The following is a 15,138-nucleotide window of genomic DNA, read 5'->3' as shown; positions in this document are numbered from 1 at the left end:
GCAAAGCACTTTCAGGTCGGTGTAGTTCGCAAGCATCCCCCAATCAGTCCCCTCTCCCTCTGGGAGAGGGCTAGGGTGAGGGGCAGTTCTCCTGACACACCTCATCATCAACCAGCACCAAGGCTCCTCGATGAAACGCTACGAAAAATTCGCCGACGACATCGCTGAACTGATCCGCTCCGGCGTCCTTGGCCCCGGCCAGCGCGTGCCCTCGGTGCGTTACGCCAGCCAGACCTACGGGGTCAGCCCGTCCACGGTATTCCAGGCCTATTACCTGCTCGAACGCCGTGGCCTGATCCGCGCCCGGCCGCGCTCCGGCTATTTCGTCAATACCCACGCGCCGAGCCCGTTCTCGGAGCCGGTGATCAGCAGCCACGTCAACGATTCCACCGAAGTCGACGTCAGCGAACTGGTGTTCTCGGTCCTCGATTCGATCAAGGACCCGAGTACCGTGCCGTTCGGTTCGGCGTTCCCCAGCCCGACCCTGTTCCCGTTGCAGCGCCTGTCGCGCTCGCTGGCCAGCGCGGCCCGCGAGATGGACCCGCGCATGGTCGTCACCGACATGTCGCCGGGCAATCCGCAACTGCGCCGACAGATAGCCCTGCGCTACATGGTCGGCGGCCTGATGCTGCCAATGGAAGAGTTGCTGATCACCAACGGCGCCCTCGAAGCGCTGAACCTGTGCCTGCAAGCCGTCACCGAACCGGGCGATCTGGTGGCCATCGAAGCCCCGGCGTTCTACGCCAGCCTGCAAGTGCTCGAACGGCTGAAACTCAAAGCCGTGGAAATTCCCGTGCACCCGCGCGATGGCATTGACCTCGGCGTACTTGCGCAAACCCTCGAACGCCATCCGGTCAAAGCCTGCTGGTGCATGACCAGTTTCCAGAACCCGATGGGCGCAACCATGCCCGAGGCGAAGAAACAGGAACTGGTCGAACTGCTGCGCCGCCATCAGGTGCCGCTGATCGAAGACGACGTTTACGCCGAACTCTATTACGGCCAACAAGCACCGAAACCGGCCAAGGCGTTCGACACGGAAGGTCTGGTGATGCACTGCGGTTCATTCGCCAAAAGCCTCGCCCCCGGCTACCGCATCGGCTGGGTTGCCGCCGGACGCTACGCGCAGAAAATCGAACGACTGAAACTGATGACCTCTCTGTGTGCTTCGATGCCAGCGCAAGCGGCGATTGCCGACTACCTGCAACACGGCGGTTATGACCGGCACCTGCGCAAACTGCGTTATGCACTGGAAGAACAGCAGAGCGCGATGCTCGCGGCGATTGCCCGCTACTTCCCGGCGCAGACGCGGGTCAGCCAACCGGCGGGCGGCTACTTCTTGTGGCTGGAACTGCCACCGCAAATGGATTCGCTGAAGTTGTTTCAGATGGCACTGGCGCAAGGCATCAGCATTGCGCCGGGGCCGATCTTTTCGCCGACGCAGCGCTTCAGGAATTGTATTCGGTTGAACTATGGCAGCCCTTGGACTGAGGATTCGGAAAAGGCCATGGAGACATTGGGGCGGATTGTGCGGTCGTTCTGACAGATTGATGGTGTTTGCCTTGGCCTCTTCGCGAGCAAGCTCGCTCCCACATGGGTTCTGTGTCATTCACACATCCAATGTGGGAGCGAGCTTGCTCGCGAAGGGGGCGGTGCTATCGAAGCAAATCCAAGCGATCAGCGCCCGCCCCCCAAATCAACAAACGTCCCGGTCGCATACGACGCCTTATCCGACAACAACCAGACAATCGCCTCCGCCACTTCATCCGGGCGCCCGCCACGGGCCATCGGAATCGCCGACTCGAGCTTGCTGACCCGATCCGGATCGCCGCTCAAGGCGTGGAAATCGGTATAGATGTAACCCGGACGCACCGCGTTGACCCGAATCCCCTCGCCCGCCACTTCCTTGGACAAGCCGATAGTGAAGGTGTCGAGCGCGCCTTTGGAGGCCGCGTAATCGACGTATTCGTTGGGCGAACCGAGACGCGCGGCCACCGACGACACGTTGACGATGCTGCCACCCTGCCCGCCGTGCTTGGGCGACATGCGCAGGATCGCGTGTTTGGCGCAGAGAATCGGCGCCAGTACGTTGGTTTTCATGATTTTGAGGATGCGGAATTCGGACATTTCGTCGACCCGCGATTTGTGTCCGACAGTGCCGGCGTTGTTCACCAGCGCGGTGACCCGGCCCAACTCGGTGTCGACCCGATGGAACAATGCGATCACTTCGTCTTCGATGCTGACGTCGGCACGCACGGCGATGGCCTGGGCGCCCAATGCGCGAACTTGCTCCAGCACGCTTTGCGCGGCTTGTTCATCCGACTGATAGTTGATGCAGATCCGATAACCTTGCTCGGCAGCCAACAACGCCGTAGCGGCGCCAATCCCGCGCCCGCCACCGGTGATCACAATGACTTTATCCATGCTGGCCTTTCCCCCAAATGCACACGTAACAGTCGGGGGGAAGAATAACCGCCATTGGCGGGTTTTGCATGAGGTCTGTTGTCTCGGGCCGGACGCCTTCGCGAGCAGGCTCGCTCCCACAGGGGTATGCATTCCAAATGTGGGAGCGAGCTTGCTCGCGAAGAACGATAACGCGGTCGATCAGACCACCGCTGACTGCTCACTGCGCGCAATATCCTGCATGAATTTTTCCGCCGGCATCGGATGCCCGAGCAGATAACCCTGCAACGAATCACAGCCCAGTTCAGTCAGAAACGCCTGCTGCACACCGGTCTCGACACCTTCAGCGACAATGCGCAAACCCAGTGCCTGCCCCAACGCGACAATCGCCGAGACAATCGCCGCATCATCGCTGTCATGCTCCAGATCGCGCACAAAACCGCGATCAATCTTCAGCTCATTGGCCGGCAACCGCTTGAGGTACATCAGGCTGGAATAACCGGTGCCGAAGTCATCGATCGACAGGTCGACGCCCATGTCCGACAGTTCCTGCAACACCATCATGCTCGCATCGGCATCGCTCATCGCTGTGGTTTCGGTGATTTCCAGGGTCAGGCTGTTGGCCGGCAAGTGGTGAGTAGCCAACGCCTTGGCCACGCTGCGCACCAGTCCCGTGTGGCAGAACTGCAACGCCGACAGGTTCACCGCGATACGCCAATCGGTGTAACCGAGCACGTACCATTCGCGCATCTGGCGGCAGGCTTCGTTGAGCACCCAGTCGCCGATCGGGATGATCAGCCCGGATTTTTCGGCCAGGTCAATGAACTTGTCCGGCATCAGCATGCCGTGAATCGGGTGTTGCCAGCGCAACAGCGCTTCAGCCCCGACCGGACGGCCGTTGGCGGCGTCGAACTTGGGTTGGTAATGCAAACTGAACTGGCTGTGTTCCAGCGCCGCGCGAAGGTCCTGCAACAACTGCAACTGCTTGCGCGCGTTGTTGTTCATCGACGCATCGAAAAAGCTGTAACCGTTTTTGCCGCCGCCCTTGGCGTGGTACATCGCCGCGTCGGCGTTCATCAGCAGCTCCTGCGCGGTCTGGCCATTGCCCGGGTACAGGGCGATGCCGACGCTGGCGGAGATCTGCAAGTCATGCTCGGCAACGCGGAATGATTGTGCGATCAGACCGACCTGACGCGCCGCCAGTCCCAGCGCATCATTGGGTTCGCTGAGGCGCACCAGTAACACGAATTCATCGCCACCGATCCGCGCCAGCGTGTCGAGGCTGCGCAAGTCTTCACGCAGGCGCACGCCGACTTCGCGCAACAACTGATCCCCCATGTGATGACCGAACGCATCATTAACCGGTTTGAAGCCGTCCAGATCGATGAACATCAAGGCAAAGCAGCCGCCCTGCTCGTTGACCTTTTTCATCGCCTGATTGATCCGGTCGTCGAGCAACATGCGATTCGGCAGGCCGGTCAGGGTGTCGTGCAGGGCCAACTGCGTGAGTTCACGGTTGGCGACGGTCAACGAATGCGCCAGATCGGCAGTGCGCGCTTCAAGTCGTGCGTCGAGGATCGAGGTGAGCAAGGCAATCGACAGCACCGCCAGCGTGGTGATCAGCACCAGGCTATCGAGGCCGCTGCCCTTCAAACCGTTGACGGTGGCACCGCAGAAACTGCCGTCTGGAAATTGCGCGGCGGCCATGCCGGTGTAATGCATGCCGACAATGGCGACGCCCATGATGACCGCTGCGCCGCCGCGAATCAGGCGTACATACGGCGAGTGCTGACGCAGGCGAAAGGCAATCCACAGCGCCGCTGCCGACGCGCCGACCGCAATCAGTAATGAAGCGCCGAACAGCGTCGGGTCGTAGTCGATCCCCGGCGTCATGCGCATCGCCGCCATGCCGGTGTAATGCATGGCACTGATCCCGGCGCCCATGATCAGCGCACCGAAGGCCAGTTGCAGAACCGGCAGTTTCGGCTGGCTGACCAGCCACAAGGCGAACCCGCAGGACAACACGGCAATCAACAGTGAAAGCGCGGTCAGGGTGATGTCGTAGCCAAGGTCGATCGGCAGTTTGAAGGCGAGCATGCCAATGAAATGCATCGACCAGACGCCGATACCCATGGCAAACGCACCGCCGGCGGTCCAGAAATGCACCGCACGACCCTTGGCCGTGGCGATGCGACCGGTGAGGTCGAGCGCAGTGTAGGAAGCGAGAATCGCCACGCACAACGAAATAAAAACCAGGGTGGAGGAATAACTACCGATGAGCATGGGATTTCTCGTGGCCACCCAACGCGGACTGCGTCCATTCTCGGTCGGGCAAATGCGGCGATTGTACTGATTACGCAGAAGAACGCACTGACAAAGTAATCAATTGGCCATCAAGCCGATGAAACGTTTGTTTGATCGCTCGACGAGGCTCTGGAATGGGCCTTTCTGCAACTGGCGCGCTTACTGTGGGAGCGAGCTTGCTCGCGAATAGGCGCGTTGATCGTTCCCACGCTCCGCGTGGGAATGCAGCCCGGGACGCTCCGCGTCCCTTCAAAGCCGAACGCGGAGCGTCCGTTGAGGCATTCCCACGCAGAGCGTGGGAACGATCAGTGAAGCCAGCCTTCAGCGGGTATTATCACTGACATCCAGTTGTCCGTCCCAACCGCCGCCCAGCGCTGCGATGAGTTGCACGCTGGCAATCAAGCGGCTTTGCAGAATGTTCAGCACATTGCGCTCATTGCTCAACGCTGTCGCTTGCACCACCACCACATCGATGTAGGCAATCAACCCGGCCTTGTACTGATTTTCCGTCAGGCGCAGGGAGTCGCGGGCCGCATCGAGCGCTTCCTGGCGCACCGCCGCTTCGTCTTCGTACACCTTCAACTGCACCAGATAGTTTTCCACTTCGCGGAAACCGTCGAGCACAGTCTGGCGGTACTTGGCCACGGTCTGGTCGTAGACCGCTTCAGTGCGGTCGACTTCTGCCGAACGAATGCCGCCATCGAAAATCGGCAACGACAGTTTCGGCCCGACCGACCAGAAACGGTTCGGCAGGCTGATCAGGTTCTGCGAGGTACTGCTGCTGTAACCGCCGCTCAGGCTCAGGCTCAGGTCCGGGTAATACGCCGCTTTGGCCACGCCGATATTGGCGTTGGCGGCAATCACCGAACGCTCCGCCGAAGCGATGTCCGGACGCCGCTCAAGCAACTGCGAGGGCAGACTCAACGGCACCTGCGGCAGCTTTGGAATGGTCTGCACTTCGGCAATGTTGAAATCCGCCGGCGCCTGCCCGGTCAGCACGGCAATCGCATTTTCAAACTGCGCGCGCTGCCAGATCAGGTCGACCAGATCTGCCTGGGTGCTTTTCAGTTGCGTCTGCGCCTGCGCTACCGCATCGCGCCCGGAAACGCCCGCGCGGTACTGGTTCTGGGTCATTTTCAGCGAGCGTTCGTAAGCGGCAACCGTGGCTTCGAGCAGGCGTTTTTGCTGATCGATCACCCGCAGTTGCAGGTAGTTCTGCACCAACTCCGATTGCTGACTCAGGCGCATGGCCGCCAAATCGGCAAAACTGGCCTGGGCACTGGCCTCATCGGCTTCCAGACCACGGCGCAATTTGCCCCAGACATCGGCTTCCCAACTGACGCCCAGCTCGGCGTTATAAGTGTCGCGAATGCCACTGGAGGAACTGCTCAGACTCGAACTACTGCTGCCGGTGCCCTGGCTGGAGCGGGTCTTGCCCAAGCTCAAGTCAACGCTGGGATAGAACGCTCCGCGGGCACTGCGCACCAAGGCCTGAGCCTGGCGGTACTGGGCTTCCGACTGCGCGACGGTCTGGTTGGAATTGTTGAGTTTTTCGATCAGCCCGTTGAGCTGCTGATCGCCATACAACTCCCACCAGGCGCCACGGGCCAGCGAGTCGCTCGGGTTGGCCTGGGTCCAGCCCGCGGCTTCCTTGTACTGGGTAATTTCAGCGGTTTGCGGACGTTGATAGTCCGGGCCGACGGCGCAGGCACTGAGCATCGCCACGCACAGTGACAGGCTCAGCAAGCGCGAGCCCCGAACAGTGGCCAGATTGATAAGCGAACGGTCAGTCATAGCGGAGTTTCCAGAGCGGCGTCAGTACGCACGCCACGCCATTTGTTGAAACGATGGCGCAGCTTGTCGAGATAGAGGTAAACCACAGGCGTGGTGTAAAGCGTCAGCACCTGACTGAAGATCAGCCCGCCGATGATGGTGAGGCCCAGCGGCTGGCGCATTTCCGCGCCCTCGGCCCGGCCGAGCAGCAATGGCAAGGCACCGAGAATCGCCGCCAGCGTAGTCATCAGAATCGGTCGTAGCCGTTGCAGACAGGCGCTGCGGATCGATTCCAGCGGGGTAAGGCCCTGATGCCGTTCCAGTTGCAGCGCAAGGTCGATCATCAGAATGGCGTTTTTCTTCACCACGCCAATCAGCAGGAACAGCCCGAGCAGCGAGATCAGGCTGAACTCGCCGCCCAGCGCATAGATCGACAGCAACGCACCGACACCGGCCGACGGCAGGGTCGACAGAATCGTCAGCGGATGGATGTAGCTTTCATACAGCACGCCCAGCACCAGATACACCGCCAGCAACGCGCCGAGAATCATGAACGGCTGGCTCTTCTGCGTCGCGGCGAAGGCGTCGGCAGTGCCGGCCATTTTCGCGATGACATCTTCCGGCAGGCCGAGCTTGGCAATCGCCCGCTCGATCGCGGCACTGCCCTGCTCCACCGTCACGCCTTCGGCCATGTCGAAGGAAATGTCTTCGGAGGCGAACTGGCCTTCGTGGCTGACGCGGTCGTCTTCGAGGCTGTTTTCGTAATGAGCGAACGTCGACAGCGGCACCCGCGCACCGTCAGCGGTGATCACCTGCACTTGCTTGAGCGTCACCGGATCCTGGGCATATTTCGGATTGACCTCCATCACCACCTGATACTGGTTGAGGCTGTCGTAGATCGTCGAGATCTGCCGCTGGCTGTAGGCGTTGTTCAACACCGCCGTGACCATGTTCATGTCGACACCGAGGCGTTTGGCCTGGTCGCGGTCGACAATCAGCGTCACTTGTTGCGCCCCGGCGCCTTCTCGGGCATCAATGGCGGTCAGTTCGGGCAGGGCTCGCAATGCCGCGACCACTTTCGGAAACCATTTACGCAACTCGCCGAGGTCGGCGCTTTGCAGGATGTAGCTGTATTGCGAACTGGTCTGCTCGCGACCGCCGCCAAATTGCAGATCCTGGTCGGCCATCAGCATCAACTGCGCGCCGGGCACTTTGGGCATTTCCTTACGCAGTCGCTCGATGACTTTCTGCGCCGACAGCTGCCGCTCCTTGATCGGTTTTAGACGCACAATCATGAACGCGTTGTTGGTGCCGTTGCTGCCGCCGATGAACCCGGCGACGCTTTCCACTGCTTCGTCCTTGAGCACGGCGCGGCGGAAGATTTCCATTTTCGGCTGCATCACGCTGAACGACAGGCCGTCGTCGCCGCGCACAAAACCGATCAACTGCCCGGTGTCCTGCTGCGGCATGAAGGTTTTCGGCACCACCACGTACAGCGCGACATTGACGCCGACGGTGATCAGCAGGCTGAGCAAGGTCAGGCGCCGGTGACGCAACACCCAATCGAGGCTGGTGGCGTACTTGCCGACCATCCAGTCGTTGGTGCGACGGCTCCAGCGTTGCAGGCGATTTTCCTGCCCCGGCGTGTGCGGCTTGAGCCAACGGGCGCAAAGCATCGGCGTCAACGTCAGCGAAACCACCAGCGAGACGACGATGGCCGCCGCCAGGGTGATGGAAAACTCGCGGAACAGGCTCTCGACAATCCCGCCCATAAACAGGATCGAGAGGAACACCGCCACCAGCGAGACGTTCATCGACAGCAAGGTAAAACCGACTTCCTTGGCCCCGAGGTACGCGGCCTGCATCGGTTTGACGCCTTCGTCGATGTGCCGGGAGATGTTCTCCAGCACCACAATCGCGTCGTCCACCACCAGACCGGTGGCGAGAATCAGCGCCATCAGCGAGAGGTTGTTCAGCGAGAAACCGTAGAGGTACATCACCGCAAAGGTGCCGACCAGCGACACCGGCACGGCCAGAGTCGGAATCAGCGAGGCGCGGAAGTTACCGAGGAACAGGAACACCACCAGAATCACCAGCGCCACGGCAATCAGCAAGGTCATCTCGGCTTCATGCAGCGTCGCCTTGATCACCGGCGAGCGGTCCATGGCCAGATTCAGCTTTACGCTGGCCGGCAACACCGCTTGCAAGGCCGGCAGTTGCGCCTTGATCTCGTTGACCGTCTCGATGATGTTGGCGCCAGCCTGGCGGTTGATCACCAGCAGCACCGCCGCGTCATCGTTGAAGAAACCACTGTTGTAGCGGTCTTCGACGCCGTCACTGACCTTGGCCACGTCCTTGAGGCGCAGCGCGGCGCCGTCGGCGTAGTGGATGATCAGTGACTCGTAATCCTTGGCTTTCTCCAGCTGGTCATTAGCCTGGATCTGCCACAAACGCTGGCCGTCCTCGACCGAACCCTTCGGCCGGCGCACGTTGGCATCGGCGATGGTCTTGCGCACATCGTCGAGCGCCACGCCGTACTGGTTCAGCGCCTGAGGTTCGAGCTCGATGCGCACCGCCGGCAGCGAACTGCCGCCGATCTGCACTTCACCGACGCCCTGCACTTGCGACAGGCTCTGCGAAAGAATCGTCGAGGCCAGATCGTAGAGCTGGCCTTTTTCCAGCACATCGGAGGTCAGCGACAGCACCATGATTGGCGCCTGCGACGGGTTGACCTTCTTGTAGGTCGGCATACTGCGCATGCCGCTCGGCAGCAGATTGCGCGAAGCGTTGATCGCTGCCTGCACTTCCCGCGCGGCACCGTTGATGTCGCGGTCGAGGTCAAATTGCAGAATGACCCGGGTCGAACCCTGACTGGAGCGGCTGCTCATGGTGTTGACGCCGGCGATTGCGCCGAATGAGCGCTCCAGCGGTGTGGCCACGGTGGACGCCATGACCTCCGGGCTCGCGCCGGGCAGACTGGCCTGCACGACGATCACCGGGAAATCCATTTGCGGCAGCGGCGAAACCGGCAGCAGGCCGAAGCTGACACCGCCGAGCAGCATGATCGCCAGGCTCAGCAGCATCGTCGCGACCGGGCGCTTGATGAAAGGACCGGAGAGGTTCATTGACCGCGATCCCCAACGTCACACCAATCCCCTGTAGGAGTGAGCCTGCTTGCGATAGCGGTGTGTCTGTTTACATTGATGTTGCAGGTGCCGGCCTCATCGCGAGCAGGCTCACTCCTACAGGGGTTATGTGTTCGGACAGTCATACCGACACCTCTTCGGCATCCGCATTAGTCTTGCCAAAGCGCCGGCCGAGGCGGTCGAAATACAGGTAGATCACTGGCGTGGTGAACAGCGTCAGCACCTGGCTGACCAGCAAACCACCGACCATCACCAGACCCAGCGGCTGACGCAATTCAGCACCTGAGCCCGTGGCGAGCATCAACGGCACCGCACCAAACAGCGCCGCCAGCGTGGTCATCAGAATCGGCCGGAAGCGCAACAACGCCGCCTGATAGATCGCCTGTTCCGGCGCCATGCCTTGGGTGCGCTCAGCATCGAGGGCGAAGTCGATCATCATGATCGCGTTCTTCTTGACGATACCGATCAGCAAGATGATGCCGATGATCGCGATCATGCCCAGATCATTGCCGCTGAGCAGCAGCGCCAGCAAGGCACCGACGGCCGCCGACGGCAAGGTCGAGAGAATGGTGATCGGGTGAATGTAGCTCTCGTACAGCACGCCCAGCACGATGTACATGGTCACCACCGCCGCCAGAATCAGCAGCAAGGTGCTCGACAGCGAAGCCTGGAACGCTTCGGCCGCGCCCTGGAACTGGGTCTGCACGCCGACGGGCATGCCGATGTCCTTCTGCACCTGTTCGATGATGTCGACCGCATGCCCCAGCGCCACACCGGGCGCGAGGTTGAACGACATCATTACCGCCGGGAACTGGCCGATATGGGTGATCGCCAGTTGCGCCTGACGCTCCTCGATATGAGCCAGACTCGACAGGCGTACCTGCGCATCGTCGGTGGTCTTGACGTGAATCTGGTCCAGCGCCTGCGGGCCGATCTTCTCTCCGGCCTGGGCTTGCAGCACCACGCGGTACTGGCTGGCCTGGGTGTAAATGGTCGAGATCTGCCGCTGGCCAAAAGCGTCATAGAGCGCATCGGTGATATTCGCCACCGAGACGCCAAGGCGTGAGGCGGCATCGCGGTCGATCACCAGATAGACCTGTAAACCCTTGTCCTGCAAATCACTGGCAACGTCGGTCAGTTCCGGCCGTTGGGCCAGCGCTTCGACCAGTCGCCCGCTCCACTGGCTGAGCAGTTCGGAATCCGGCGAGGACATGCTGAACTGATACTGGGTCCGACTGACACGGTCTTCGATGGTCAGGTCCTGCACCGGCTGCATGAACAGGCGGATGCCGACCAGTTTGTCCAGTTGCGGTTGCAGGCGCGCAATCACTTCAGTGGCGCTTAGATCGCGATCGCCATGGGGCTTGAGGTTGATCAGCAAGCGGCCGCTGTTGAGCGTGGCGTTATCGCCGTCGACACCGATGTAGGACGACAGGCTCTGCACCGCCGGATCTTGCAGAATGATTTTCGCCAGTTGCTGCTGACGCTCGCCCATCGCGGCGAAGGAGATCGACTGCGGCGCTTCGGAAATGCCCTGAATCACCCCGGTGTCCTGCACCGGGAAGAAGCCTTTCGGCACGACCATATAGAGGAACACGGTCAACCCCAGCGTAGCGATGGCCACCAGCAGGGTGAGCGGCTGGTGCTTGAGCACCCAGCGCAGCATCCGCCCGTACTCGGCAATCATCCAGTCAATCACCGCGCCACTGGCCCGATAGAAACGGCCCTGCTCGTGTTCTTCCGGTTCGCGTTTGAGCAGACGCGCGCACATCATCGGCGTCAGGGTCAGCGAGACCACCAGCGAAATCAGGATCGCCACGGCCAGGGTGATGGCGAACTCGCGGAACAGCCGCCCGACCACGTCGGCCATGAACAGCAACGGAATCAGCACTGCAATCAGCGACAGGGTCAGGGAAATCAGGGTGAAGCCGATCTGCTTGGCGCCCTTTAGCGCCGCTTGCATCGGGCTGTCGCCCTCTTCGATGAAGCGCGCGATGTTCTCGAGCATGACGATGGCGTCGTCGACCACAAAACCGGTGGCAATGGTCAGCGCCATCAAGGTCAGGTTGTTAACCGAGAAGCCGGCCAGGTACATCACGCCGAAGGTGCCGATCAGCGATAGCGGCACGGCCACTGACGGAATGATCGTCGCACTGGCGCGCCGCAGAAACAGAAACGTCACCATCACCACCAGGGCGATGGCGATCAGCAATTCGTGTTGCACGTCAGTGACCGAGGCGCGGATGGTCTGCGTGCGATCCGTCAGTACCGTCACTTCGAGGCCGGCCGGCAGGTTGTCGGTAATGCTCGGCAGCAGCGCCTTGATGCGGTCGACCACTTCAATGACGTTGGCACCCGGCTGACGCTGGATGTTCAGCAATACCGCCTGATTCTGGTTGGCCCACGCAGCGAGACGTTCGTTCTCGGCGCCATCGACAATTTCCGCCACGTCCTTGAGCCGCAACGGCGCGCCGTTCTTGTAGGCGAGGATCAGGTTGGCGTAATCCTTGGGCGAGGTCAGCTGGTCGTTGGCGTCAAGCATCGACACCCGCGTCGGGCCGTCAAAGTTGCCCTTCGGCTGGTTGACGTTGGAAGCACTGATCAAGGTGCGCACGTCCGCCAGGTTCAAGCTGTTGGCCGCCAACGCTTCCGGGTTGACCTTGATGCGCACGGCCTGACGCTGACCGCCGGCAATACTGACCATGCCGACACCGCTGATCTGGGCGATTTTCTGCGCCATGCGCGTATCGACCAGGTCATTGAGTTTGGGCAGCAACATGGTTTTCGAGGTGATCGCCAGCGTCAGCACCGGGGTGTCCGCCGGGTTGACCTTGTTGTACACCGGTGGTGCGGGCAAATCGGTCGGCAGCAGATTGGTCGCGGCGTTGATCGCGGCTTGCACCTGCTGTTCGGCGACGTCCATGTTGATGTCGAGGCTGAAGCGCAGGGTCAGCACCGACGCACCGCCGGAGCTGGTCGAGGCCATTTGCGTGAGGCCCGGCATCTGCCCGAACTGGCGCTCGAGCGGTGCGGTGACGGCACTGGTCATCACGTCCGGGCTGGCGCCGGGATACAGGGTCATGACGCGGATGGTCGGGTAATCAACTTGTGGCAGTGCAGAAACTGGCAGCAAGCGATAAGCGATCAGGCCGGCCAGAACAATGGCCAGCATGCTCAGTGTGGTGGCTACCGGTCGGAGGATGAACAGCCGCGAAATGTTCATGCGCCCTTCTTGGCCTTATCGGTGACAGCAGCGTCAGTCGGGGTGGCAGCAGATTTGCCTTGCAGGTGTTCAGTTGGAGTGGTCGGCACTTGGTTGCTGTCGTTGACCACTTCCACTTCGCTGCCTTCCTTCAGGCGGTCGGTGCCTTCCAGCACCACGCGGTCGCCGGCGGCCAAGCCCTCGGTGACCACAGTGTTCTCGCCATCACTGGCGCCGATCTTCAATTGGCGAATGGTGACTTTCTTGTCGCCATCCAGTGCATAGACGAAGGTGCCGTTGGTGCCGAACTGGATGGCCGCCGACGGTGCCAGCACCACGCCCTTCAGCGTGTCAGCGAGCAAGTGAACGTTGACGAACTGGTTTGGGAACAGCGCCTGATCGCGGTTATCGTAGCGGGCCTTGAACTTCAGGGTGCCGGTGGCAACGTCGATCTGGTTGTCGAGGCTTTGCAGAACGCCGGTGGCTTGCAGTTTGCTGTCGCCGCGGTCCCACGCCTCGGCCGGAAGTTTGGCGCCGCTGCGATAACGCGCGAGCACGGTTTCCAGGCTGTTTTCCGGCAAGGTGAAAGCGACGCTGATCGGTTGCGTCTGGGTGATCACCGCGAGGGACGTGGTGTCATTGGCGGTGACGAGGTTGCCGACGTCGACCTGGCGCAGACCGACACGGCCGGCAATCGGCGCGCGGATCTTGGTGAATTCGAGATTGAGTTTGGCGTCGTTGACCGCGGCCTGATTGGTCTTGACCGTGCCCAGATACTGACCGACCAGCGCTTCGGCGGTGTCCAGCGTCTGTTTGGCGATGCTGTCCTCTTTGTACAAACCGCGATAACGCTCGACATCGACCTGAGCGTTTTTCAGTTGCGCCTGATTCTGCAGCAACGTGCCTTCGGCTTGCAGCAAAGCGTTCTGGTACGGGCGTGGATCAATCTCGGCCAACAGGTCGCCGGCCTTGACCATCTGCCCTTCTTCGAAATTGATCTTGACCAGCTCGCCGCCCACCCGGCTGCGCACATTGATGGTGTTGAGCGCGGTCACCGTGCCCAGCGCCTTGTAATACAGCGGGAAGTCGCCAGTAACCGCCGGCGCCACGCGCACCGGAATCGGCCCGGTGCCGCCACCGAAGCCCGGCCGCATCATCCCCGAACGCCCGGTGTGCCCGGCCGCCGCTTTGTCGGCGCCCTCTTTGTGGGCTGAACCGGCGGGCCAGAATTTCCAGCACAGGACGGCGATCACCAACAAGACCAGCAGGCTGATCAGCCAGCGACGGGAGTTACGAGGGGACGATTGCATGGAGTCATTAACCATTGGGCGCGTGGGCTTCTTTTACGGGAGGCTGAACGATAAGCACTGGTGGGGAAATAGCAAAGCAGCTTTACCGGCAATTTACCTTCAACTTACGTTTCAAGGTGTGAGGCAAAACACTGATACACAAATGAAAACGGCCTGGACAGGGCCAGGCCGTTAACAATTGTAAAAGCGCTTACTTGAGAACGGACAGCGCCGCTTCGTAGTTAGGCTCTTCTGCGATTTCCTTGACCAGTTCGCTGTGCAGGACGTTGTCGTTTTCGTCCAGCACCACAACGGCGCGAGCGGTCAGGCCTTTCAGCGGGCCGTCAGCGATGGCCACGCCGTAGTTCTCGATGAACTCGGCACCGCGCAGGGTCGACAGGTTTTGGACGTTTTCCAGACCTTCGGCGCCGCAGAAGCGTGCCTGGGCGAACGGCAGGTCAGCCGAGATGCACAGCACCACGGTGTTGGCGATGTCGTTGGCCTGAGCGTTGAACTTGCGCACGGAAGTGGCGCAGGTCGGGGTGTCCACGCTTGGGAAGATGTTCAGCACTTTGCGCTTGCCGGCGAAGTCTTTCAGGGTGACGTCGGACAGATTGCCGGCAACCAGAGAAAAGGCTGGCGCCTTGGAACCGGCTTGTGGCAACTGGCCGTTGACTTGAACCGGATTGCCTTTAAGGGTGACTTGAGCCATGACTTGAGTCCTTCTGATGTTTTGATTGGAAAGCATGCAAGAGGCCGAAGTTAACCACGAAATGGTCCGACGACCTATGCCCTGTTTGGAAATTGTTGGGTGCCTGCGCGAAAAATTGTATACAAAACCACAACCATCCCCCTGCAGGAGTGAGCCTGCTCGCGATGGCGGTGTGTCAGTCAACATCTGCGTGTATGACACACCGCCATCGCGAGCAGGCTCACTCCTACAATTAGATCTGCGGTGTGAAAAATTCTCCGCACTTTTACCAGAGACCCTGTCGATTCAAGTCTGGCCCGTTCGACTAAGCAA

General features: G+C 60.8%; 8 protein-coding genes. 1 reads left to right on the top strand and 7 read right to left on the bottom strand.

What is annotated here, in order from left to right:
* Positions 1–130 precede the first annotated feature (130 nt).
* A complete protein-coding gene (mapR, locus tag AC0ZWN_RS24370; protein ID WP_093432967.1) occupies positions 131–1,540 on the top strand; it encodes a GntR family transcriptional regulator MpaR in 1,410 nt (469 codons plus the stop codon).
* Between the two features lie 134 nt (positions 1,541–1,674).
* On the opposite strand, the gene AC0ZWN_RS24365 is transcribed toward mapR, so the two are convergent.
* The 7 genes from AC0ZWN_RS24365 to tpx all read right to left on the bottom strand — a co-directional run bounded on the left by AC0ZWN_RS24365 (position 1,675) and on the right by tpx (position 14,826).
* Complete coding sequence (locus tag AC0ZWN_RS24365; protein WP_064587387.1) at positions 1,675–2,421, bottom strand: SDR family oxidoreductase; 747 nt, start codon at positions 2,419–2,421, stop codon at positions 1,675–1,677.
* A gap of 180 nt (positions 2,422–2,601) precedes the next feature.
* Positions 2,602–4,683 carry a putative bifunctional diguanylate cyclase/phosphodiesterase gene (locus tag AC0ZWN_RS24360; RefSeq protein WP_476336896.1) on the bottom strand — a complete coding sequence of 694 codons (2,082 nt, stop codon included), beginning with the start codon at positions 4,681–4,683 and terminating at the stop codon, positions 2,602–2,604.
* A 342-nt stretch (positions 4,684–5,025) separates the two neighbouring features.
* Positions 5,026–6,498, bottom strand: coding sequence for an efflux transporter outer membrane subunit (locus AC0ZWN_RS24355; RefSeq protein WP_093432977.1), 1,473 nt, complete (start codon positions 6,496–6,498; stop codon positions 5,026–5,028).
* Positions 6,495–9,602: an efflux RND transporter permease subunit gene (locus AC0ZWN_RS24350; RefSeq protein ID WP_095050717.1), complete on the bottom strand. Its 3,108-nt coding sequence runs from the start codon at positions 9,600–9,602 to the stop codon at positions 6,495–6,497. The genes AC0ZWN_RS24355 and AC0ZWN_RS24350 overlap by 4 nt, the downstream gene beginning before the upstream one ends.
* Before the next feature lie 142 nt (positions 9,603–9,744).
* Positions 9,745–12,846 carry an MdtB/MuxB family multidrug efflux RND transporter permease subunit gene (locus AC0ZWN_RS24345; protein WP_460411455.1) on the bottom strand — a complete coding sequence of 1,034 codons (3,102 nt, stop codon included), beginning with the start codon at positions 12,844–12,846 and terminating at the stop codon, positions 9,745–9,747.
* Entirely contained in the window at positions 12,843–14,150 is a 1,308-nt protein-coding gene (locus AC0ZWN_RS24340) for an MdtA/MuxA family multidrug efflux RND transporter periplasmic adaptor subunit (RefSeq protein ID WP_095126254.1), read from the bottom strand. The genes AC0ZWN_RS24345 and AC0ZWN_RS24340 overlap by 4 nt, the downstream gene beginning before the upstream one ends.
* Positions 14,151–14,325: 175 nt before the next feature.
* Positions 14,326–14,826 (bottom strand): thiol peroxidase, encoded by a 501-nt coding sequence (gene tpx, locus AC0ZWN_RS24335; RefSeq protein ID WP_007914372.1) that lies wholly within the window; start codon positions 14,824–14,826, stop codon positions 14,326–14,328.
* Between the last annotated feature and the right edge of the window lie 312 nt (positions 14,827–15,138).

The sequence above is a fragment of the Pseudomonas sp. 3B-A001-10F genome (assembly GCF_056313565.1).
The sequence above is the reverse complement of the archived record's forward strand: the minus strand, read 5'-3'. Positions and strand labels throughout refer to the sequence as shown.